Genomic DNA, 23,094 nt, shown 5'->3' on the forward strand with positions numbered 1-23,094 from the left:
GAGTCGATGCGTCCCGTCTCAATACTGATTGCAACTATTTACAAACACACGATGTGGCACCCACCGTCTGATACGACGTCCGTTCGCGCTAGTATTAGCTAGCCAAGCGTGCTAGCGTCGTCGCAAGCACATCGGTCGCTGCGGCGCAATCGTCCCAGTCGGTCCATTCGAGCGGGTTGTGCGACAGGCCGTTCCGAGAGGGGGCGAACAGGAGCACGGTGTCGGTCACGGACGAGACGTTTGCAGTATCGTGCATTGCAGCGGAGTGCATCTTCTGCGGGATGATATCGCACGCCTCGGCTGCGCCTACCGCCGCTTCGACACATCGGTCGGCCATCCGACTGGGTTGCTGGTCGCGGTACCGGTCGAATTCGGTTCGAACCGGCGCATCGCGTTCGAGGCGCGAGAGCGACTGACGGGCGCGGTCCGCGAGCACGTTCATCGACTCGTACTCGACGTCGCGGATGTCCATGTGGAGTTCGACGTGTCCGGGTACGATGTTTCGAGCGTTCGGCGTGACGTCGCACCGTCCCACCGTTCCGACGGCCGTCGGACTGATCGAGGTAACCACGTCTTCCGCGGCGCGACGGAAGTCGACCACGAACTCGCTCGCGGTCGTGAACGCGTCGGACCGTTCGTACATCGGCGTCGCACCCGCGTGGTCCGCCTCACCATCGACTTCGACCCTGCAGTTCGTGATGCCGGTGATGGCGTCCACGACGCCGACCTGCGTCCCCGCCGATTCTAACGTCGTCCCCTGTTCTACGTGCAGTTCCGCCCACGCTGACCAGTCGCCCGCGCGGATTTCGTCGTCGCCCGCGAAGCCGACGTTCTGCAGATGCTTCTCAAGAGTGCGCCCCTCGTCGTCAGTGAGCGACAGCGCCTCCTCGGCCGTTCGAACACCGGTTGCGACGGACGACCCGAGCAACCCGAACGAGAACCGCGCACCCTCTTCCTCGGTGAACGAGACGACCTCGACCGGCCGCCGGAGGTCCGCGTCCGAAGCCTGCAGCGTCCTGACGGCTTCGAGCGCCGCGTAGACGCCGAGCGGCCCGTCGAAGATGCCGCCCTCGGGAACGGAATCGAGGTGGCTCCCGGCCGCGACGGGTGCGGCGTCGGGGTTTGCCCCCTCCGGCGTCCACCGGCCGACGATGTTTCCAACCGCGTCGACGGACACCGAGAGTCCGGCGTCCGTGAGCCGCGAAACGAAGTATTCCCGCGCGCGTCGGTCCGCGTCGCTTCCCGTGAGTACTGTCCTGCCGTGTCCTTCGTCGACGTCGATGGCGCCGAACTGGCCGTTACGTTCGATGTCGCGACGAAGGCGTTCCTGGTCAACCTGCATACCTCCGCTCAATCGAAATGGGGGGTAATAAACGCAGTGCATCGGTGGAAAAACAGCGCGAGCGGTCGGTTTCCATCGTGACCCGATGACCCGCTCGCTAACGGTACAGCCGCTCTGAACCCGCAATCGACGGCGAACCGTGTATCCAAGTGCGGCGACTAGAGCGTGCGAACGGTTCGAGCGACGACATCGACCCCGATATTGAGGGAGTCCTCGTCGATGTCGAACCGCGCCGTGTGGTGGCCGTACGGGTTGCTCGCGCCGATACCGATGTAGGTCGCTTCACCGCCGTTCTCCTGCACGCGGCGGATGAGGTACGACGCATCCTCGCTCCCGCCCATGTCGGCGCGGTTGACGACGGTGGAGACGGCATCGAGGTCGGACGCAGCGTCGGCAACGGCGTCGATCATCGCATCGTCGGCCGTGAACGTCGTCGTCTTCCCGTAGAGACCGGTTTGCAGTTCCACGTCGTGCATTCCGGCCGCGTGCTCGACGACGCGGCGGGCTTTTTCGAGCATGTAGTCGTTCAGCTCCGCCGACCCGCCACGAACCTCAACGCGCATCCGGACCTCCTCGGCGACGATGTTCTGCGGATTCGGCGAGTGAACCTTCCCGACGTTGATGCGGGTCGTGCCATCGGCGTGGCGCGGGATGGCGTAGAGGTTCTGAATCGCGGTCGTCGCGGCCTGCAACGCGTTCCGTCCCTCGTTCGGCGCGTTCCCCGCGTGACTCGGGGCTCCCTCGAACGTCACGTCGAGTTTCGCGTTCGACAGCGGGTGTTCGTACGCCGCGACGACCATCCCCGTCTCGTTACCGAGTCCGAGGTGAAGCGCGAGGAAATACTCGACGTCGGCGAGGTGGTCCGTCTCGCTCATCGGTTTCCCGCCCCGGCCTCCTTCCTCCGCGGGTTGGAAGAACAGCTTCAACGTCCCGTCGAAACCGCCGTTCTCGTCGAATTCACGCGCGATACCGAGGCCGATGGCAGTGTGGCCGTCGTGGCCGCACGCGTGCATCTCGTTCGGGTGCGTGCTCCCGAATCCGTCCCGTGCGGGGCGGTGGTCGTCGTCGGTGGCCTCGCTGCGTTCGAGCGCGTCCATATCGACCCGGACGCCGACGGTCGGGCCCGTCCCGTCTCCGTACGTCTTTTCGGCGACGAGTCCGGTGATGTCGTCCATCCGTTCGAGGTACGACTCCGGCGCGCCCTTCTCGCGGGCACGAGCGACCGCGTTTGCGATGTCGGCTTCGTCCGGGACGCCGAGGCGAGCGTCCTCGTCAACGGCGTCCGCGCCGAGGTGAAGGGTGTAGTCGCGCTCGTCGAGTTCGTGTGCGATGAGCGCTGTCGTGCGAAACTCCTTCCAACCCGATTCGGGATTCGCGTGTAAGTCTCTGCGTAGCTCTCGTAGGGTGAGCGGTCTGGCGTCTGCCATGGCCCTACAACAAAGGTGGACTATTAAACTACTATGGGAACAGGTAATCGTAACAGAAAGTACCGGAACACGAGTGTCGCCGTCAACAAAACAGTTATATAATATATCTCCATGTGCTAAGGTAGACCACACCAAAAGGTGTGTTTCGAAGCAGGTAAGAGTAGATATGGAAGAAGACGACATAATCGAATACAATCTGAACAGACGGCAGTTCGTCGGCGTCGCTGGCGTACTGGCTGGAACGGCGCTAGCGGGATGTTCCGGAAAGACCGACGACGACGGCGGTGACGGCGACGGTGGCGGCGGTGGCGGTGGCGGCAACGGCAAGAAGACCCGGTTGAACGTCGCCATCTCCGCGGAAGTGTGGAACTTCGACCCCGCGCTCTGGACGGACACCGCCACGAGCACCGTCGGTGGCCTCATCTTCGACGAGGTCATCGAACTGACCCCCGACGAGGAACTGAAGCCCGGTCTCGTGACGGAAGTCCCGGAACCGAAGAACGGCGGGAAAGCGTTCGAGTACACGCTCCGCGACGGTATCACGTTCCACAACGGCGACGACGTGACCATCGAGGACTTCAAGTACTCCGTCGATTGGATTCTGAACCCCGATAACAACTCTCCGGTCAAGAGCCGGATGCCGTTCGTGGAGAGCAGCGAAATCGTCGGCGACCGGACGCTCAGGCTGAACACGTCGAAATCGTTCGGCACGCTCAACTGGTGGCTCACCCGGAGTCTCGAAGGAATCGTCCCGAAGGGGTCGCGCGGCGAGACGAAAGACGGGAAGGGTCCGAGCGGTCTCTCGACGAATCTCACGAACGACCCGGGCGGTGCGGGCACCGGCCCATACGAGTTCGTCGAGTGGAAGAGCGGGAGTCACGTCCTGTTGAAGAAGAACGAGAACTACTGGAAGGACGGCATCCCGTCTGTCGATGAGGTCAAGTTCAACTTCATCGGGGAGAACTCCACGCGCCTCGCCAACCTCCGCTCCGGCACGATAGACCTCACGGACAAGGTTCCGCCGAAGGACTTCTCGGGGCTGAAAGGCCAGCCCGACATCACGGCGGAGTCGGTTCCCGGCAACCTCACGCAGGTGCTCTACGTGAACCTCATGGAAGCGGAGGGCAACCCGATGAGCAACGTCCACAACCGGCGCGCGGTGCTGTACGGCATCGACGGCGACGAGATTCTGGACGAAATTTTCCACGGACAGGGCGTCGTCCAGAAGGGGCCGTGGTACCCCGACAGCGAGTGGACGTCGCCGAAGCTCAAGAAGATGGAGCTCTACGACCCGAAGAAGGCCCGTTCGGAGCTTGAGCAAGCAGGCAACCCCGACGGCTTCGAGTTGGACATCATCGCCACCAAGGGTTCGTGGTTCAAGGACGAAGCGATCGTCATCCAGGAGCAGTTGTCCAACATCGGCATCGACGTGAGCGTCACCGCCGTGGACAAGTCGACCCTGTTCGATCAGGTCTACGGCACGAACAAGTGGCACGCCGCCATGGAAGACTGGGGCCAGTCGATTCCGGTCGTGACGTCCTGGCTGGAGTCCGGCTACGCGGACAACAACCACAACCACAACAACTGGCACCACCAGTCGGACGATTTGATGGACATCTACGCTCCGAGCGGACCCGAACCGCCAGCGGACGCCAAAGGCGACTACTCGAACGGACACGAGTGGTACGTCGCACAGCTGCGCGAGGCGCAGGCCGCGACGGACAAAGAAACGCAGAAAGAGATCGTCTACCGGCTCCAGGAGTACCTCGTCGAGCACGCGATTCAGATCGACATCGCGTACGTGAACAAGCTCGAAGCGTGGCGCAACTCGGTCAGCAACTACGACATCGGCACGTTCGTCGACGAGTACCGGAACGTCGAGGTCGGCGAGTAAACGCACACCAACCATGTTATCCGATTCAGAGGAAGTGACTGAATGAATCCACATAGAACTGCTGCGGAGGTGATCGGGCGATGAGCATGGGACGCTACGTCGCAAAACGCCTGCTGCTGACGATACCAGTCCTGCTCGGCGTCAGCGTCGTGGTGTTCGCGCTGGTTCACCTCGCGCCGGGCGGCCCCGTTCGCGTGATGCTCGGGCCGCTCCAAAACGAAAAGCTCGTCAACCAGATTCGACACGATATGGGGCTGGATAAACCGGTGTACGTCCAGTACGGGCTGTGGATGGTCGATGCCATACAGGGTGACTTCGGAACGTCCTGGACCGTCCAACAGGGAGCGCCGGTGACGGACCTCATCGTGGAGCGACTGCCGCTGACGGTCGAACTGTCGATACTCAGTATGATAATGGCGATACTCATCGCCATTCCGACCGGCATCATCAGCGCCGTTCGCCAGGACCGAATCGAGGACCACGCGGCGCGCATCGCCGCGCTGACCGGCATCTCCATCCCCGATTTCTGGTTGGGGATCATCCTCATCATGGTGTTCGCGGTCCAGTTCTCCTTCCCGTGGGCGACGGGCGGGTGGACGCCGCCGTGGGTCGACCCGGTAGCGAACCTTCAGCAGTTGGTACTGCCCGTGATCACGCTCGGGACGGCCTACTCCGCGCTCATCGCGCGGATGATGCGCTCCGAGATGCTCGATACGCTCAACCAAGACTACATCAAAACCGCGAAGGCGATGGGAATCAGCGGCCGCGAAGTGATACTGAAAGACGCCTCCAAGAACGCACTCATCCCGGTCGTCACCGTCATCGGCGTCGGTCTCGGCCAACTGATGAACGGGGCGATTCTGACGGAGACCGTGTTCAATCTGCCGGGCGTCGGAAAGCTCCTGATACTCGCCATCGACCGGCGGGATTACCGCGTTATCCAGGCACTCATCCTGTTCATCTCGATGGTGTTCGTCTTCGCGAACCTCGCGGTCGACGTACTGTACGCCTACCTCGACCCCCGAATCCGATACGACGGGAGGAACTGATATGGCAACGAAAGACCACGCAGAGACGGACACGTTCGACGCTGGGTCGGCCCCCGGAACGCACCACTCGCAGTTCCAGATGTTCTGGAAGGAGTTCCGGCGCAACAAGCTGTCGATGATCGGCGGTGCGATAATCGGCACGATGGTCCTCCTCGCGTTGTTCGCTCCCTACGTCGCCCCGCACGACCCGACCGTACAGTTCGAGGCACCCGAGGGCGAGCACAACCCGATGCCGATGGGTACCAAGATGATCGTCGAAAACGAGAACGGCGACGCGGTCGGAACGATGACCGCGTACCTCGGGACGGACCATCACGGCCGCGACATCCTCTCGCGCATCCTCTACGGTTTGCGTACCCTGATGACGGTGTCGCTCGGCGTCGTCTTCTTCGCCATGCTCATCGGCGTGAGCGCGGGTGCGATAGCCGGGTACTACCGGAACTCGTGGATCGACGAGATAATCATGCGGTTCATGGACATCCTCTTCTCGTTCCCGAGCCTCATCCTCGCCATCGCGGTGCTGGGCGTCTTGGGCGTCGGGGAGACGGAGTACGGGTCGTTCGTGCTTCCGAACCTGCTGAAGATAATCATCGTCATCGGCGTCGTCTACATTCCGAGTTTCGCCCGCGTCATGCGCGGCTCCGTGCTCAAGGAGATGGAAGAGGATTACATCGACGCCGCCAAGGCGCTCGGGGCGAGCGACCGACACATTCTCGTGAAGGACATCGCCGTGAACACGCTGCCCACCGTCGTCGTTCAGGGCACGCTGTACATGGGAACGGCCGTGCTGGCGAGCGCCGCGCTGTCGTTCCTCGGCCTCGGTATCCAACCCCCGAAGGCGAGTCTCGGGTTGATGCTGTCGAACGCCCGCGGCTACCTCTACAGCGGCGAGTGGTGGTACTCGGTGTTCCCGGGCGCGGTCATCGTGCTCACCATCCTCGGGTTCAACCTGCTCGGTGACGGGCTCCGCGACGCACTCGACCCGCGATACACGGAGGAGACGAGAGAATGAGCGACCCGATACTGTCGGTTCGCAACCTCGTCACCCGGTTCTACACGGACGAGGGAACGGTGAAAGCCGTCGACGGCTCCTCGTTCGACCTCCACGAGGGCGAAACCCTCGGCATCGTCGGCGAGAGCGGGTCCGGAAAGAGCGTCACTGCGCTCTCCGTGATGCGACTCATCGACGACCCCGGACGCATCGAGAGCGGAAGCGTCCGCTACAACGGCGACGACCTGTTGGAGAAGAGCGAAGCGGAGATGCGCGCGATACGCGGCAACGAGATATCGATGATGTTCCAGGACCCGATGACGAGTTTGAACCCGGTGTTCACCATCGGCGAACAGATCCGCCGCGTCATCCTGCGGCATCAGGACGTCTCGAAGCAAGAAGCACACGAGCGGACCATCTCGCTCATGACGGACGTGGGCATCCCGGAACCGGAGGCTCGCGTCGACAGCTACCCGCACCAGTTCTCGGGCGGCATGCGCCAGCGCGCGCTGCTCGCGATGGCCATCTCCTGCGAACCGGACATACTCATCGCGGACGAACCGACGACGGCGCTCGACGTGACCATCGAGGCACAGATATTCGAGGTGCTCGACGACCTCCAGGAGAAGTACGGGATGAGCATCATCCTCATCACGCACGACCTCGGCGTCGTCGCCGGGACGTGCGACCGCGTTGCGGTCGCGTACGGCGGTCGAATCGTCGAACGCGCGGACGTGGACGACCTCTTCGAGAACCCGCGCCACCCCTACACGCGCGGGCTGATGCGTTCGCTACCGACGCTGCGGGGACAGATGGACCGACTGGTCCCCGTCAAAGGCGACGTGCCGAACCTCGCCGCCCTGCCGTCCGGGTGTTCGTTCCATCCGCGATGTCCGCACGCGACGGACGCGTGTCGTGAGTACGACCCGGAACTGCGGTCGGTCGAACCGAACCGCGAGGCCGCCTGCATCCACGCCCGCGGATACGGCCCGATATCGAAGGAGACGGGAACCGCTCCACGTACCGAGGCCGCCACCGACGGAGGGGTGGTCGATGACTGACGCCCCGCTGGTGGAAGTGCGCGGCCTGCGCAAGCACTTCGTCCAGAACGACGGACTTATCGACCGCCTGATGGGCGCAGAGGAGCGCATCAAGGCCGTCGATGGCGTCGATTTCGAAATCGAACGCGGCGAGACGCTCGGTCTCGTCGGCGAGTCCGGAAGCGGAAAGTCCACGACGGCGCGGTCGCTCCTGCGCCTCGACGAGCCGACGGCGGGGACGGTTCGCTACGACGGAACCGACCTCACCGAGCTGTCCGCGGGCGAAATGAAGGCGATGCGAAAGCGAATCCAGATGGTGTTTCAGGACCCCGCGTCGAGCCTCAATCGTCGAAAGACCATCTCGCAGCTCCTCAAGCAGCCGATGGAGATCCACGGACTGTACGAGGGCGAGCGCGACGAGCGCGTAGACGAACTGATGGAAACGGTCGGCCTCCCGCCACAGTTATCCAATCGGTATCCGCACGAGTTCTCGGGCGGTCAGCGCCAGCGCGTCGGTATCGCCCGCGCGCTCGCGGTCGACCCGGAGTTCATCGTCGCCGACGAACCCGTTTCGGCGCTCGACGTCTCCATCCAAGCCCAGATACTCAACTTGCTGATGGACCTGCAGGACGAGTTGGACTTGACCATCCTGTTCATCGCCCACGACCTCAGCGTCATCCGCCACTTCTGTGACCGCGTGGCGGTCATGTACCTCGGCGAAATCGTGGAGGTTGCGGACGGATCGGACCTCTTCGAGAGTCCGCAACACCCGTACACGAAATCGCTCCTCCGCGCGATTCCGGAACCGGACCCGGCCCTCGCCCGCACGCGAACCGCGCTGGAGGGAGAGGTACCCTCGCCGCTCGACCCCCCGAGTGGCTGTTCGTTCCACTCTCGCTGTCCGAACGCTACCGAGGAGTGCATGGCGACTGACCCGCCGCTGGAGGCGATTTCCGGGGCGAACGACGGCCACGAAGCGGCCTGCATCCACGTCGATGAGTTCGAGTACGGAACGGGATTCGTCGCCGAGGAGGCGGTCGTGGACGACCGATTCAGCATCGAAGGGTTCGACCACGCCGACGAACCGGTCGCGGACGGCGGCCGGTCGGATAACGAATGAACGTCGCGCTGAAGCCGCTGATTCGGCTCGCCATCACGTTCGCCATCGTGTGGTTCTACAGCGCCTTGCTTACCCCCCTCGATGCCGGGCTTCGCTTCATCGCCATCGTCGTGCTCGCCATCCCGACGTGGCTCGTCGTGAGTCGGGCGCTATTCGCGGACGACGACTGGTCACCGTTTCGGTTCCGCCGCGACGCGAAGTGACCGGAAACAGACCCGAACCGCCGTTCGGGTCGGAGGAAATCGCCGCGCTCCTGCTCACACGATGAAAACCTCGTCCGAGTGTAGTATCTGCTATGGTAGCACCATAAACATCCTCGATCATATGACTTCCGTAAGGTTGGATCGAGCCTCATCAATCGCATCTACTCGGCCAAGGAGCGTTACCACATCACCACGCTCGAGGGTGGTATCCGGCATTGGAACGAGCCGCTCTCCGTTTTTCTTGATCAGTCCGACGATACATCCCTCGGGGAGGTCGAGCTCTGCGATGGTAGTTCCAATCGCCGCTTGATTGCTCACAGTCACATCGGAGACGTCCCTGTCGTCGGCAAACTCGGACAGCCACGGGAACATTCCGGGTCGTATCATCATGTTGTCCATCGTGTACGCCGTCGCTAGAATCGGTGAAACCGTCCGAACTCCGAGATCCTCGAAGGCTTCACGGTTTTCGGGATCGTTCACCTGAGCAACGAGATCGTCGACCCCAAACCGGGTTCGGGCGGTTTGGCACGTCAAGATGTTCTGGTCGTCGCTACCTGTTGTCGCAGCGACTTTCGTTGCGTTCCCGATGCCCGCCTCCTTGAGAATGGCAGCTTTCGTTCCGTTGCCGTGGACTACCGAGTAGCCGTTTCGACGAAGTTCCGCAACCGTCGCATCGTCGCGTTCGACAATGACGGGGTTTTCTCCGCGCTGTTCGAGTCTGTCTGCTAGTGTGCGGCCGGTACGGCCACCACCGATGATGAGTATTTTCATTGGAATGATGTCGAGACGTTCGGCAAGAAATCGAGCACTCCCCGCTTGGACGACGACAGTCACGAGGATGACGAGGAACACAACACTGACGACACTGTTCGCGTTTGGAACGCCCTCAGCTGCCAGCTCGAGCGAGAATAGCGTTGCTACGGATGCTGGGACGATCCCGCGCGGTCCGACGAAAGAGATGAACAACCGTTCGTTGGGGGTGAACGATGCCCGTCGCGTGGCGAGCCAGACCCCAAGCGGGCGCACGACGTACGCTGTGACGAGGATCACGGCTAATCCTCCGATGCCAAGCGCGAACAGATCTTCAATCGTGAGCAGCGCGGCGAGCAACACGTAGACCACGCCCAGTACTACGACTGTGATGTCGTCTTTAAACTCGGAAACTGCCTCGTGGTACGGGATGTTTGCGTTTCCAAGGAGGATTCCAGCGACGGCAACCGACACGATGCCTGCTTCCGAGGCGAGGCTGTCAGCAATGGCGAATGATAGCAGAGCCGTCGCCAATGCCGTAATGCGAGAGTGTTGTGGGGATTCACTCAAATAGCGCAGCACATACGCTGATAACGCTGCTATGGCAGTGCCGACGATGACACCGAGTCCGATTCGCGAGAGGAACTCGGTGAGGACGGACCGCTGAACCGATCCACCAACGAGCGGGAAACCATGTCCTAGCGCCAAAACCTCAAATAGTACGGCTGCGAGAACGGCCGCGACGACATCGTTGACGATACCTTCGATTTCGAGAATTGCGCGAACGTTCTCTCGCACGTCCACCTGGTCGAGAATCGGTGTAATTACCGTCGGACCAGTTGCTACAAGGAGGGCCGAAATAACGAGCGAAAGACTCCATTGCAGGCCGAGGAAGGTGTGTATCGCAACGCCGAGCCCCATGAGCGTGATCGCGGAGCCGATAGTCACGAGTCTGAGCGTCGATGCGGGGGCTTGCCGTAACGTATCGACGTCGAGGTTGAACGCTCCTTCGAAGACGATTATCGCTACCGAGAGGGAAACGAGTGTCGAGAGCGACCCGCCGAACAGCCGGGGGTCTATCAGCCCGAACCCTTCAGGGCCAAAGAGAATACCGGCACCGAGTAGAAATACCACGCTGGGGATGCTGTATCGGTCACCGATTAGCTTCGAGGCGACACCGAGGCCGATCACGAGCGCCGCTACCAGCAATAGTTCCGAGGCCACGGTCAGTACCTCCCTCTAGGTGATGCTCGGATAGACAATGCGAAACGCGAACCGGTAATGGTATTTCCAGTCAAGAAGAGGACATCGTTGCTGTTCGTGAGTGCCGTCTTGAAGACAGGGGGTGTCTCGGATAAGAGCATCGTGGTAATCTGTTTCTAGTTGAACATGGTACTGAATGGACGTTCGTTAAGCATGGGCGATTTTAGAATGTAGATATTGATAGCGGCTTCGATAAGGCGTACAGTCGCAATGGGGAAGTTATAGTTACTATCGTCATCCACAATGATTTATGGGATTGGTGGTTAGTCGGCTGCTTGGCCCCATCGGCAGGGAGGGTGTATCCTGTGATGTATGAAGCATCGGACGAGTAGAGGAATGCCACTACGCTAGCCATCTCCTCTGGCTCCGCAACGCGTCCCATCGGAACGTCGGTCATCGCCGATGTATCGAACGGAATCGATGTCCTCGCCCCGAAAGAGGTCCCAACGCTGTCGCTTTTCATTGAAATGGACGGGAGATTTGTGTCGCATTTCAACGTACCGTTCGGACGGCCCCAGTTGCCTGCCTTGGCTCCGAATTGCTTTCGGGAGTCTGCCATTTCCCACGGCCGAATCTGATAGCGACATAGTTGAATGAACGTTCGGTAAGTCATAGGCTTTTTGGTGATACATCCTGGTAATGACAATGGTAATGAATGTCAACGGGAGAATCGCGTCTCTATCGGTGGAAAAAGGCGAGTGTTTCAGGGCGCGACCTCTCAACGCAGTTCACCATCATCGCTTCATCAGATCCTTATTGAGGTATGAAGATAATGCAACGCGAACTGCTGCGGGTGCGTTCTCTCGATTGGTTGTTGCCCGATTATACATTACGCCGCTAAAAGTAGCAAATATGTGTTCCGCAACACGCGTAGAATCGACGTTCCGAAACTCTCCTTCGTCAATCCCCCGATCGATGATCCTTTCGAGGTGGTCTACAATTCGGTCATCGATTTCGGTAAACTGCTTACGGAACTTCTCGTCCATCACTGCTTGTGAACGAAGCTCGACCATTGCAGCTCGTAACTGACTCTCGGTATCATCAAGTTGTAACGGTAGAAGCATCTCTATGAATTGTTCGAGCTCTTGGCTCGGGGATTCATCATTACTCGTATAGATGTTCGATTCTAATCGATCGGTTACGTACTCCAGAAACGATAGCAAGAGATCCTCTTTCGAGTCGTAATGATAATACAGAGAGGCTTTCGACTGGTCCAATTCGGAGGCTATCCGCGAAATAGAGAGCTGTGCGTATCCGTCTCGGAGTAGTGCACGGTGCGTTGCTTCCATAATTCGCTCTTCGGACGTACTCCACTCACTGTCAGATGAATCCGCTGTCATCATTTCGCCCATACTTTCATCGGTATCACTTTTTCTTCTATCTACTGAGTGGGCATTTGGTGGCAAAAATACTTCGCTGAAAGGGCTCGAGGGAGATTATTTATCGACGATCTCCAACTGCTGTTCATGAATTCGAGAAGAAATCCGTACCGTTCCATTCAACGTTCGCTGTACCTGCGTTCGTCAGCACGGTGAAAGCGTATTTCGGATAGCGCTTTTGCTGAACGATCGGTAAATTATCTCTGAAAAATCGGAATGCCAAACCCAACAGGCGAATTCCAAGCTGCCGTGAATCAGTTGGACGACAGTGTATCACGTGAATACTGGTGAAATAGGTCTACAGACGCACTGCTAAGTTCTATTTCTCGATATGGCAGGGGAGTGATTTGAGACCGAACGGAGTCGCTTGAGGAGACAGATCCGAGAGATCCGGTTCGATGACTTCGAATCGATCAAGAAGCCTCTCAAGTGCGATATCCGCTTCTAGCCGAGCGAGGGGTGCCCCTAAGCAGATATGGATTCCCCCTCCGAATGCGATATGGCGGTTCGGTTTTCGCTCGGGGCGGAACTCCTCGGGCGCATCGAACGTCGCCGGGTCGTGGTTTGCGGATCCGTTCCACGCGACGATTAGCTCTCCTTCCTCGATCTCCTTGCCGCCGATTTCCACGGGCCGCGTCGTTCTTCGTAGTAGTGACTGCGCGGGGGACCGGTAGCGAAGGACTTCTTCGATCGCTTGTTTTCGATCGATTGCTCCCGAACGGATATCATCGAATAGATCGAACTCTTGAAAACACCAGAGAGCGTTCGTGATGAGGTTGATCGTCGTCACGTTCCCCGCGACGAGAATTCCATGGCAAAATGTAACTTTCTCTTTGTGGCTCAGGTTGTCATTTGTCGCCGCAATCGTAATCAAGTCGTTGCCATCTCCGTCGGTGCGTTCCTTAATTAGTTCCGAGAAATATTGGTTCATCTCCCGAATCGCCGTCTCCTGCTCTTCGACAGTTATCTCGTCCTCCTCATCGGTTCGGGGAGGTACACGCAAGGACGCATCGGACCATTCGATGAACTGTTCGTAGTCTTCGATAGGGAGGCCAAGCGACTCTGCGATAACAGTGACTGGATACGGGTGCGCGAACTCCGAGATGATATCGACATTCCCCGGCTCGATATCGTCGATTAGCTCGTCAGCGATCTCTTCGAAACGTGTCCGCTTTTCTCTCAACGTACGAGGAGAGAACCAACTACTCGCGAAATTGCGGAGTCGACCGTGTTCGGGCGGGTCCTCTGTAAACATCGACTTCCCTTCGCTGCTACTGCCAAAAGTAGTCGTGTATGTTTCGTGGTCACGAAGGATGGAATTGACATCTTCGTAGCGGAACACGTCCCATCGCTCACGCTCTTCATCGTATCGGACGGGTTGCTCTCGGCGCATCTCGGCGTACCAACTAGGTCGATGAAGCTGTGCCTCATCAGTGGACAATTCTTCAGGGAGCGGCTGGTGCAATGGATCCTGAATCACAACGTCTTGGTCAGCGGATGCCATATTATTTACTGAACGTTCGTTAGAATATTAATCTGTTGGCCGATTAGACAGACAGCTAACTAATCGAATGACGATTTGCCAGATATGTAGATCAGAATACTCGTTTATAACGGATTCGACTCTCCGGTGGCGGGTTTCTCGTGGCGTTACACGAGCATTCCCTTCGGAAATGGCGTCGTCGCAGTCCTCCCTCAGTGAAACAGTTCTACTGTCACGGTGTCGTAGCCACACTGAACGACCAATGTAGCGCACGGTTGCGGTTCTTCTCTCCTCTTTTTGTATTTGTTTTAGAACTCGGGCTCACATCCACTTGGGAGGTGACCTGTTGGCCCCTCACTCGTTGCAAGATTCGCCGTCCGACCACCTGTCCTCGGCCTTGACCGGAGCAATAGCACGGGCCAGTTGCTCATCAGTATAGTCGTGGTCCTCCAACTTCATACTCCGAAGACGCCATCGGCGACTGAGTTCCGGTTCCACTTCAGGGCCGACCCGGGCCCCGTGCGTTCTGAAGAAGGCACCGCCGCGGCCACGCTTCTTTCCTTCGTACGTATGCTGGTCGAACGCGACGTCGTACTTTCCATCTATTTCGAGATCGTCCGCTGGATGATCAAAGCGGGGTTTGCGTCCCTCTTCATCCGCGGTGGCTCGTTCGGCCGATAGCTCACTAAAGTAATCGTCCGCATGTGCGGACTCGCGCGAAGAGGTCGCCCTGGCCGCCGCTAGCGCAGCGTGCACCGCACACAGTCGCCCCCGCCAAGAGTCTTCCGTCCAGCGCTCACGCGCCAATTCCTCGTACCGGTCTATCGTGAGTGCCACTTCGTGACCGGCCCGTAGGTCCTCGACTACGTACAAGTTAATACGATCCCAAAAATTCCATGCGTAGCCGGACCGCACAAGCTCCCAGGCAGCCCACGCTGCGGTCTCCTCGTCAGACCGTCTGACCGCCTTTTGAAGCAAGCTGGAAACGGTATATCGGTTCACCCCGGATTTGGTCTCGTTCTCGCCGCACTCATCGCCGAAATCGTTCGTCGTCGCTCCCTCCCCGTCGCCAGTCTCGTTCGTCGCTTCGTCGTCGGTTCGCAACTCCCCATCTGATCCGAACGTGGCCTGTTTCTTCTCGTCCATACGGAGGTCTCAAGTCTATCGGATAAAATAGGTGGGCAAATCAAGCGCCGACGACCGGATGAGATTCACTGAATGATACAGAACATCGCGTGAAGTCTTGGTCTTACCTATCGCGTCCCGAATTTGATAGTACGAATGGGTCCAAACGAGACGTCGCCACTCACCCAACTTGTGCAAGAAGCGCTTGAGGCACTCGAGAGCGCGATCCCACCCGGTGATGAACCCACCTCCGAGCGAGCGTATGCCGTTCTAGGCGAGAAAGAAGACCCGAGCGGCCTGCCGCCGAAGATATCATCGAACGGCTGTACAGTAAGGGCCATCTCTACGAAGGTAAGGGCCATCTCTACGAAGGTAAGGGCCATCTCTACGAAGTCGAGGGAATACTCCGACTCACCGATTACGGGGAAGAGTGAACACGATATAGCCTTCGCTCTAGTTGCGGATGGGGTTTCGACTACTGCTGCGGTGTGGTCCGAGTGGTTCGTAAATGAGGACGGTATCGTTGCTGCGAACGGTAACGAGATAGTTTTCGATGGTGAATCGGACCTCGACACCGCTTTCTTTTGTTGTACTTGCCTCGATAATCTCTTCGAGCGCATCCGGGTTCACGTGCTGGTACAGACTGAGTGAAGTCTGGCCGTCGGGTGGCTTCAGCGTATCAACAATCGTTTCGATCAAACTCACTGTCAACGATTGATCTGGATCGACCGACCGAGTCGCGATCAACACGTATTGTGGCGGATTAGTTGGGTCCGCGGATGTACTCTCGTTTTCGAACCAGTGTGTCGTTTCGACGGAGGCCGGGTTGCTCGACATACTTTCTGTACGTGCTCGATCTATTTGAGTAACACCTGCTTACCTCCAAAACCGCTTGAGACCGGTTCATCGCCCAAAATTGGATACCCAGGAGAGCATCGATCGAATACTAAAATCAATTTTTGTGCTTCCGGTACTCGTTTTATCCTTCCGCCCATTGGTCTATATGCGTTCGCACGGCCTCCCACAGAAACACACTGTCTAGCGCCATCACGCAGACAACCTTCCATACCGACTGCCTGTGAACGCACACCCCGCACTCCGACCGATTTTTCTTCACATCGCCCGTCTCCTAGCTACTTCGGTCAGTGGTTTCGATAGTGTCTCGGGAGATTCTCATGGATCTGTTCAGTGACGTTCCGATTCAATTCCGTGATCTCGGCCATGTTCGTTATGCGAACGATTATCTTCGTTCCCTCTTATCGCTGGAATCATCCATCTCTTAGCCGCATTTGGAATACTCTAATCTTCGAGAGGATTTCGGACAATTTTTGCGTACTACGATCGCGTACCCGCTTCCATGGAGGTATCTGTTGCACACCGTTGAGAGGACGTCGTACTGGCCATCGACATTGACCGTATTCTCACTTGCCGTCTCGACTTGGTATCTCTCCAGCAGGCACGATTTCGCATTCTGGGAGGTCGGCCAAGACATCTTCCGGACCGGGTGGTGAGTACACTGCTAGTAATTGGAGCGGTTGCCAGCCGGTGTTTATCGTTCCGTGCTCGGTTCCAGCAGGGACGAATATCATTTCGCCCGGTCCGACCTCGCGCGTTTCGTCCTCGATAGTCTGTTCTCCTTCCCCGCTGATGACGTACAGTATCTCATCGCTATCTGGATGTGTATGTAACTCGTGACCTTTTCCGGGCGCGAGTTGGACGGCACCGGCGCTGAATCGCTCGGAGCCGTTGACGTCGGGTGTGGCCATCCATTTGAGGGTTCCCCAATCGAACAACTGAGTCGGTACGTCTTCGCTGCTAACGAAGTTCTCGTCTGTCATTGTCACACAAAAACCTCGGCGTACACGACCATAATTGTACCGTGCGTACCGGTCGGAAAGCGGGTCGACGGGCCTACCGACTCGTCGGGTCGGGAAGAACTGCGACTGTGAGTAACTCGTACCGAACCAGTACCACTCCGTTGTGAATATTGATTAGCCTTCTCGCTGTAGATGCGCGCGGCATATGAAATTCACACGTGAGGAGTCGCTCGCGCGGCTCGAAAAAACGATAGCCAACGGCGAACCTATCATCGGAGCCGGTGCGGGAACCGGTATTTCGGCGAAGTTCGCCGAGCGAGGCGGCGTCGATATGCTCATCATCTACAACTCGGGACGGTACCGGATGAACGGCCGAGGCTCCCTCGCTGGACTGCTTCCGTACGGCGACGCCAATAAAATCGTCGTGGAGATGGGCCACGAGGTCCTGCCGGTCGTCGAGGACACGCCGGTCCTTGCGGGTGTCAACGGAACCGACCCGTTCCGTCAAATGGACGTCTTTATCGAAGATCTGAAACGCCGTGGGTTCTCGGGCGTCCAAAACTTCCCGACGGTTGGGCTTATCGACGAGGGAAGTCAATTCCGGCAGAACATAGAGGAAACGGGGATGGGCTACGACAAGGAGGTAGACATGATCCAGGAGGCGGCCGAACAGGACATGCTGACCTGTCCGTACGTGTTCACCGAAGAGCAAGCTCGCGAGATGACCAAGGTGGGTGCCGACGTCATCGTTTCGCACATGGGACTCACCACCTCCGGCGATATCGGTGCGGAGACGGCGCTGGATCTGGACGATGCCGCGGAACGTGTTCAAGCCCATCACGATGCTGCAAAAGCGGTCAACGACGATGTCATGGTCATCTGTCACGGCGGTCCGATAGCGTGGCCGGACGACGCCGAGTACGTGCTCAACAATACGGAAGGCGTCGTCGGCTTCTTCGGTGCATCGAGTCTCGAGCGCTTGCCGACAGAAGAAGCGATTCAGAACCAAGCCCGAGACTTCAAAGAGATCGAGTTCTAGCATGGCAGTCGTACTCATCGGGACGCTGGACACGAAAGGGGAGGAACTGGAGTTCGCCCGAGAAATCATCGAAGCACACGATATCGACGTCCACCTGATCGACGTTGGGGTGATGGACGACCCCGACATCGAACCGGAGACGTCGGCACACGATGTTGCCGAGGCGGGTGGTACCAGCCTCGAACGACTTCGGGAGGGGGCCGACCGTGGGGACGCCATCGAGACGATGGGCGACGGCGCTGCTGCCATCGCATCTCGGCTTCACGACGAGGGCGTTCTCGAAGGTATCGTGGGACTCGGCGGGTCAGGCAACACCTCTATCGCAACCACAGCGATGCGCGCACTGCCCGTCGGGGTTCCGAAACTGATGGTCTCGACGATGGCCTCCGGCGACACGGAACCGTACGTCGGCGCGAAAGACGTGATGATGCTGTACTCGGTCGCCGACATCGAAGGGCTCAATCAGCTCTCCCGCCGCGTCATCTCCAACGCGACGCTCGCGATGGTTGGTATGGTCGCCAACGAACCGGACATCACGGTCAGTGAAAAACCGACAGTCGCCATCACGATGTTCGGGGTGACGACTCCTTGCGTGCATGCGGCACGCGAGTATCTGGAATCGAAGGGGTACGAGACGATAGTCTTCCACGCGACCGGAACCGGTGGCCGAGCGATGGAGCAGCTCGTCAGACAGGGCGTCGTCGACGGCGTGCTCGACGTTACGACAACCGAATGGGCCGACGAACTCGTCGGCGGTGTTCTGAGTGCTGGGGAAACACGGCTCGATGCGGCCGCGGAGATGGGAATTCCACAAGTCGTCTCGCCGGGTGCGCTCGATATGGTCAACTTCGGTCCGCGGGATTCCGTGCCGGAGACGTTCGAGGGGCGGACGTTCCACATTCACAATCCACAGGTGACGTTGATGCGAACGACACCCGAGGAGAACGCCGAGCTCGGCGAAATCATCGCGAAGAAACTGAACGCGTCCACGGGGCCGACTGCGCTGATTCTCCCGCTCGGTGGCGTCTCGCTCATCGATGTCGAGGGAGAAGATTTCCACGACCCGGAGGCGGATTCGAAGTTGTTCGACGCCCTGCGGGAACACCTCGACGAGAACGTGGAGTTGGTCGAAGTCGATGCCGCGATCAACGACGAGGAGTTCGCGACGGCAATCGCCGAAAAACTCGACGAGTATCTGCGCGCGACCGATGGTGGTCGATAACGGTCATCGGTCGGCGACAGAGTTTCTCTCTCTTTAATCGTTTGTTCGTCAACGCCTGTGGGGACCGCGCTCCCTCCTGACACCGCGGTTGTGTCCGCACAGCGTGTCGTGGAAACAGGAGGTCACTGCTTCAAGAAGCCGCCGACGGCGGCGAGTATGAAGCGGTAATTCACCACGCTCCATGACACGATCTCGGCGTCGGCACGACTCCGATTGGAACGTGTCCAGCATCCACGAGACGTGAAACTAACTCCCGACCGATTCCACCGTTCGCACCGATAACTGCGACCTGCATCGTGAGCCGTATTAACACAGGCTGCATCAATAGTTGCTGGGGCCACTGAACGCCGTGCTATCCGGACGACTGCTCGGTGAGCTCCCGTGAGGAAAGAGAGATAGAAATCTGGATTATTTCGACGAGTCCGTTTCGCCTTCAGTTCTGATGATGTCATCTTCGGAGATATCGTCGTTCGGATCGAAGTAGACGGTAAATACTCGAGCAGTTCTTTCGCGACAAAGCCCGTGGACACATTCAACTTGGTTCGAGGGAACCGATTCAGCGAGACCAACGAGCGGAAGCGAGGGTGAACGGATAACGAATTCCGTGATGATAGTCATGAGAAAGACGTAGACTCCCACAGCGGTTAATCCTCTGGGTTTTTTTGGTCGACAATGACCGACGACCTGAAAGTAGACGATTTTGCGGCACAACCCATTTTGTGGTTGAAAGTAAGCTACGCACCAATTACATCCTCCGAGGTTGTGCAAGAATCTTCGATGAGAGACGAGCACTTTGCAGAACTCCGACTACTACCTGGGACGCTTCGGACTTTCTCCTTGGAGGGTGGTGAATGGCGAACCTACGGAGTGCGACTCTGTGGGTTTCAGCGGCATCTCATAACCGGTGAGCCGACTTCGGTGACAATATTCTATACAGTAATAGTGGTGATTATTATGGTAGTTTGGTGATAAAACCTATGTATGTAGAGCAAGTGTCTATGCATTGCTATGGAAATACTACATCGGTTACGCGGTGTCTTTAGTTCAGAAACGCCCTCTCGGCATACGGAACAGCAGGTACGGGCGACTGGTGATATTTTTGAATGCGAAGAATGCGGTACCACCTTTATTTCGAAACCATCCCGCTGTTCAAAGTGTGACCAGAGCGACTTCCGGAATCTCGGCAGTTGCTAATCCGATATCTCTCGCCGTCCTCTCTCTACTGATACCGTTTCTAACTGTTGGTGTCGTATACGAGCCGTGACTTTCCCTTTTTGCACGTGCTGGCGGTTCACTGCGCCGAAGTGGTGACTTATGTGGGGACTGTGGCGGTCGGATTCCGCGCTATCGACAGTCGAAGACAGTGCGCAACCCGGAGCAGTACTGCTGTGGTGAGTGCGGAGGATCGTTTCACGTTAAAAGGCAACCGGCGATAACTGACAGACGAAGAGTAACGGACGGTGGTTCTCTATACCCTCTCGAAATTCATGTCCTCACCACGAAGCGCGGTTGCAGGCAGGACAGAGCCTCGGTGACGGTGGTAATGAATCGGATGTGAACAACTCCAACTCGTAGCACTCTACGAATCCACGTCAGCAACGGAAACCGTGCGATCAGAATCAATCGTAACGTGAAACCCGATATACTCGAAGCTCACCGTCGGTGAACCATGCTGATAGAGATCCTCGAGTGCATCGGGGTCAATCACCTCATAGAGGGGCGTCGCAGGCTCCGTCCCATTCGCTTCAGTCACCGCCGTCACCACGGCGGTGGTGATCGACTCGGTGTCTGGACGTGTCGTTCGTATCGATGGCCCTGGCCGCGACGATGACGTGTTCTCCATACGCTCTGGTCAAGCAAGGTGTGCTAATAGGTTTTAGGGGGTGCTCGGTAGCATATCACACGATTTCTGAACAATCTCACCGAGTCGAGCGTCTCACAGCCTTGCAGTATCGTACGTTTTGTCGAGGCCGATTTTGATCACGAGGTCCCACTTTCCCACACAGTCACCATCGCTCTCCCAATCGCTGGTTGTACGAGTAGCGATTGGCCTAACAAGAATTACGAGACGGGTGGGAACGAAAAGCAACTCCGTCAAGCAGCGACGAAATCTACTCTCTACAAAGCGCCCAACTGCGCGTGTCGTGAAGGGCACAAAAAGTACCCGGAGTCAACGACAGGCGTGGAAATAACGGTTACCAACGTGGACGACATTTTCAGGGGGCTATTCCCTGACGTATTTAATAATACGGGCCATCCCGGATTCTAAGTGATAGAGGTTGTGACAGTGGAACAACCAGTTTCCGGGATTGTCTGCGAGGAAGTCGAACGTCACCGACCCCATGTGACCCGGCACGATAACCGTGTCCTTCATTGCGTCTCCGACCCGGAAGAAATGCCCGTGGAGGTGCATCGGATGAAGCACCGGACTCCGATTCGTCATCCTCACGCGGACGTGTTCGCCTTCCCGGATGTGTAGCGGATCAGCGTCGGGATATGCTTGTCCATCGATGAGCCAGCCATACGAACCACCCATCTCAGGCGACAGCGTCAAGTCAAACGTCCGGTCGGGGCTTCCACGGAGTTGCTTCGGGAGCTGCATTGCTCGCAGATCGCTATATTGGAGCGTCCGCCCCCACGAGCTGAGACCGGCTGGAGACTCTGACGAATTTTCATACCGGAGGACCGCACGAGCTGGCTGTTCGTCGCCATCGACTGCCTCTCCTCGTATTTCCCATGCACCGGGATTCGTCGCTTCGATGATGGCATCGTAGCGTTCGCCGGCACCGAAAACGAACGAATCGACCGGAACGGTGTCAACGGGTTGCCCGTCGGCGTGCGATATCTGTAGTTTATGCCCGGCAATTCCGACACGGAATGCAGTCGCACTGCTGGAATTAATAAAGCGTAGGCGGACCCGTTCTCCCTCCTTGACGTCGAATGTGGTGGGATCTGCTGGTAGACGACCGTTTACGAGCAAGCCGGCGTACGGTGGGCGTCGGTCATCCATCATACCACCCATTCCACTGCCACCCATACCGCCCATCCCGCCACCACCGCTACCGCTCGACGATCCTCCGAGCGGTTCGGGTGCGTGGGTCAGATAGTCGTCGAACACGACGGTGTAGTCTCGGTCGTACTCGACATGTGGCGATTTCTCTTCGATTACGAGTGGTGCAGATAGCCCGCGGTCGAGTTGGAGTTCGACGTGGCTGTGGAAGAAGTACGTTCCCGCCGGTTTCGCCCGGAATTTGTACGTAAACGTCTCGTCCGGCTGGATCGGCCGTTGGGTCACGTTCGGCACGCCGTCCATTTGGTTAGGGACGGGGAGGCCGTGCCAGTGCACCGTTGTTTCCGTGGGGAGACGGTTCTGCAACTCGACGCGAATGATTTCGTCTTCGGTGACTCGGAGTTCGTTACCAGGGAACGATTCGTTGTACAGCCAGTTCGATGCCGAAGAAGAGGAAGGAGACACGGTAGCAGGGGAAGCTGTCAGTGTGGCCTGCACGTCCGAATCGCCCGACACTGTGGTCCGTGCGGAGACCGTCTTTTCGTCGTCGAACGACGGGATAGAACTGGTAGTACAACCAGTGAGGGCCCCGATTCCCGCGACACCAAATCCACGGAGGAGTGCGCGTCGAGAGAGACGTGAGTCGTCCGTCATCGGTCGGCATACGAACCGGAACATAATAAGGTGCAATATTGGGATTTTTATGAAAGATACTGATCGGGCACGCAACCACGAACGAGACGATGTCGAAATTGTCGGACTACAGCACTGACTGAACCCACAGAAATTGAGGGTGATTAGAGTTCGGACACACATCAAGTCACGGGACCCGGGTGTAGTCCACTTCCGCTTACGAAGGCGGAAGTGGTACACCACTTAGAAACTCATTTACGCCAATTTCAAAAGAATAGATCGAGCGAAAAGAACTAGACAGCGAAAA

Annotated in this window: 19 protein-coding genes and 3 pseudogenes; 10 read left to right on the forward strand and 12 right to left on the reverse strand. The window is 58.1% G+C overall.

The genetic code is table 11. The features are described 5' to 3' along the window. Positions 1-94: 94 nt before the first annotated feature. Positions 95-1,342 (reverse strand): M20 family metallo-hydrolase, encoded by a 1,248-nt coding sequence (locus tag B208_RS0120545; RefSeq protein WP_007980785.1) that lies wholly within the window; start codon positions 1,340-1,342, stop codon positions 95-97. 158 nt (positions 1,343-1,500) lie between these two features. Next, positions 1,501-2,769 (reverse strand): amidohydrolase, encoded by a 1,269-nt coding sequence (locus B208_RS0120550; RefSeq protein WP_007980783.1) that lies wholly within the window; start codon positions 2,767-2,769, stop codon positions 1,501-1,503. Positions 2,770-2,935: 166 nt separating this feature from the next. Here B208_RS0120550 and B208_RS0120555 point away from each other — a divergent pair, with 166 nt between their 5' ends. From B208_RS0120555 to B208_RS0120580, 6 genes are all read left to right on the forward strand, one after another. Continuing rightward, positions 2,936-4,663 carry an ABC transporter substrate-binding protein gene (locus tag B208_RS0120555; protein WP_007980781.1) on the forward strand — a complete coding sequence of 576 codons (1,728 nt, stop codon included), beginning with the start codon at positions 2,936-2,938 and terminating at the stop codon, positions 4,661-4,663. Between the two features lie 86 nt (positions 4,664-4,749). Then, positions 4,750-5,712: an ABC transporter permease gene (locus tag B208_RS0120560; protein ID WP_026177984.1), complete on the forward strand. Its 963-nt coding sequence runs from the start codon at positions 4,750-4,752 to the stop codon at positions 5,710-5,712. Position 5,713: 1 nt separating this feature from the next. After that, positions 5,714-6,724: an ABC transporter permease gene (locus tag B208_RS0120565; RefSeq protein WP_007980778.1), complete on the forward strand. Its 1,011-nt coding sequence runs from the start codon at positions 5,714-5,716 to the stop codon at positions 6,722-6,724. Then, positions 6,721-7,764: an ABC transporter ATP-binding protein gene (locus tag B208_RS0120570; protein WP_007980777.1), complete on the forward strand. Its 1,044-nt coding sequence runs from the start codon at positions 6,721-6,723 to the stop codon at positions 7,762-7,764. The genes B208_RS0120565 and B208_RS0120570 overlap by 4 nt, the downstream gene beginning before the upstream one ends. Continuing rightward, on the forward strand, positions 7,757-8,863 hold the full coding sequence (locus B208_RS0120575) for an ABC transporter ATP-binding protein (RefSeq protein WP_007980776.1): 1,107 nt from the start codon (positions 7,757-7,759) through the stop codon (positions 8,861-8,863). The genes B208_RS0120570 and B208_RS0120575 overlap by 8 nt, the downstream gene beginning before the upstream one ends. Beyond that, the gene (locus tag B208_RS0120580; RefSeq protein ID WP_007980775.1) at positions 8,860-9,066 is read left to right on the forward strand and encodes a hypothetical protein; all 207 of its coding nucleotides are present in this window, start codon (positions 8,860-8,862) and stop codon (positions 9,064-9,066) included. The genes B208_RS0120575 and B208_RS0120580 overlap by 4 nt, the downstream gene beginning before the upstream one ends. A gap of 117 nt (positions 9,067-9,183) precedes the next feature. Here B208_RS0120580 and B208_RS0120585 read toward each other — a convergent pair whose 3' ends face one another. The 5 genes and pseudogenes from B208_RS0120585 to B208_RS0120600 all read right to left on the reverse strand — a co-directional run bounded on the left by B208_RS0120585 (position 9,184) and on the right by B208_RS0120600 (position 15,087). Next, positions 9,184-11,040, reverse strand: a complete 1,857-nt coding sequence (locus B208_RS0120585; RefSeq protein WP_007980774.1) for a cation:proton antiporter domain-containing protein — start codon at positions 11,038-11,040, stop codon at positions 9,184-9,186. 313 nt (positions 11,041-11,353) lie between these two features. Beyond that, positions 11,354-11,500, reverse strand: a pseudogene (locus B208_RS25075) (SDR family oxidoreductase); the annotation flags it as partial. A gap of 313 nt (positions 11,501-11,813) precedes the next feature. After that, positions 11,814-12,419, reverse strand: coding sequence for a TetR/AcrR family transcriptional regulator (locus B208_RS0120590; RefSeq protein WP_026177985.1), 606 nt, complete (start codon positions 12,417-12,419; stop codon positions 11,814-11,816). Between the two features lie 358 nt (positions 12,420-12,777). Beyond that, positions 12,778-13,962 (reverse strand): cytochrome P450, encoded by a 1,185-nt coding sequence (locus tag B208_RS0120595; RefSeq protein WP_007980772.1) that lies wholly within the window; start codon positions 13,960-13,962, stop codon positions 12,778-12,780. Positions 13,963-14,295: 333 nt separating this feature from the next. Beyond that, positions 14,296-15,087, reverse strand: coding sequence for a hypothetical protein (locus B208_RS0120600; RefSeq protein WP_007980771.1), 792 nt, complete (start codon positions 15,085-15,087; stop codon positions 14,296-14,298). A 171-nt stretch (positions 15,088-15,258) separates the two neighbouring features. On the opposite strand from B208_RS0120600, the gene B208_RS24815 reads away from it, so the two are divergent. Continuing rightward, positions 15,259-15,717: a hypothetical protein gene (locus tag B208_RS24815; protein ID WP_232423895.1), complete on the forward strand. Its 459-nt coding sequence runs from the start codon at positions 15,259-15,261 to the stop codon at positions 15,715-15,717. On the opposite strand, the pseudogene B208_RS24570 reads toward B208_RS24815, so the two are convergent. Both B208_RS24570 and B208_RS0120610 read right to left on the reverse strand, forming a co-directional pair. Next, positions 15,631-15,903, reverse strand: a pseudogene (locus tag B208_RS24570) (HalOD1 output domain-containing protein); the annotation flags it as partial. The gene B208_RS24815 and the pseudogene B208_RS24570 overlap by 87 nt on opposite strands. A 584-nt stretch (positions 15,904-16,487) precedes the next feature. Next, the gene (locus tag B208_RS0120610; protein WP_007980767.1) at positions 16,488-16,904 is read right to left on the reverse strand and encodes a cupin domain-containing protein; all 417 of its coding nucleotides are present in this window, start codon (positions 16,902-16,904) and stop codon (positions 16,488-16,490) included. Between the two features lie 184 nt (positions 16,905-17,088). Between B208_RS0120610 and B208_RS0120615 the strand changes: the two genes are divergently transcribed. Both B208_RS0120615 and B208_RS0120620 read left to right on the forward strand, forming a co-directional pair. Further along, on the forward strand, positions 17,089-17,922 hold the full coding sequence (locus B208_RS0120615) for a phosphoenolpyruvate hydrolase family protein (RefSeq protein ID WP_007980765.1): 834 nt from the start codon (positions 17,089-17,091) through the stop codon (positions 17,920-17,922). A gap of 1 nt (position 17,923) precedes the next feature. Further along, positions 17,924-19,144 carry a Tm-1-like ATP-binding domain-containing protein gene (locus B208_RS0120620; RefSeq protein ID WP_007980763.1) on the forward strand — a complete coding sequence of 407 codons (1,221 nt, stop codon included), beginning with the start codon at positions 17,924-17,926 and terminating at the stop codon, positions 19,142-19,144. Between the two features lie 202 nt (positions 19,145-19,346). Here the strand turns inward: B208_RS0120620 and B208_RS25080 are convergent. Then, positions 19,347-19,439, reverse strand: a pseudogene (locus B208_RS25080) (SDR family oxidoreductase); the annotation flags it as partial. Positions 19,440-19,816: 377 nt separating this feature from the next. Between B208_RS25080 and B208_RS24005 the strand changes: the two are divergent. Continuing rightward, complete coding sequence (locus tag B208_RS24005) at positions 19,817-20,113, forward strand: hypothetical protein (protein WP_139025519.1); 297 nt, start codon at positions 19,817-19,819, stop codon at positions 20,111-20,113. Between the two features lie 610 nt (positions 20,114-20,723). Here B208_RS24005 and B208_RS0120630 read toward each other — a convergent pair. Next, the gene (locus B208_RS0120630) at positions 20,724-20,987 is read right to left on the reverse strand and encodes a HalOD1 output domain-containing protein (protein ID WP_232423896.1); all 264 of its coding nucleotides are present in this window, start codon (positions 20,985-20,987) and stop codon (positions 20,724-20,726) included. Between the two features lie 381 nt (positions 20,988-21,368). Then, a complete protein-coding gene (locus B208_RS0120635; protein WP_007980757.1) occupies positions 21,369-22,808 on the reverse strand; it encodes a multicopper oxidase family protein in 1,440 nt (479 codons plus the stop codon). Between the last annotated feature and the right edge of the window lie 286 nt (positions 22,809-23,094).

It is taken from the genome of Haladaptatus paucihalophilus DX253 (assembly GCF_000376445.1).
GTDB lineage: Archaea > Halobacteriota > Halobacteria > Halobacteriales > Haladaptataceae > Haladaptatus > Haladaptatus paucihalophilus.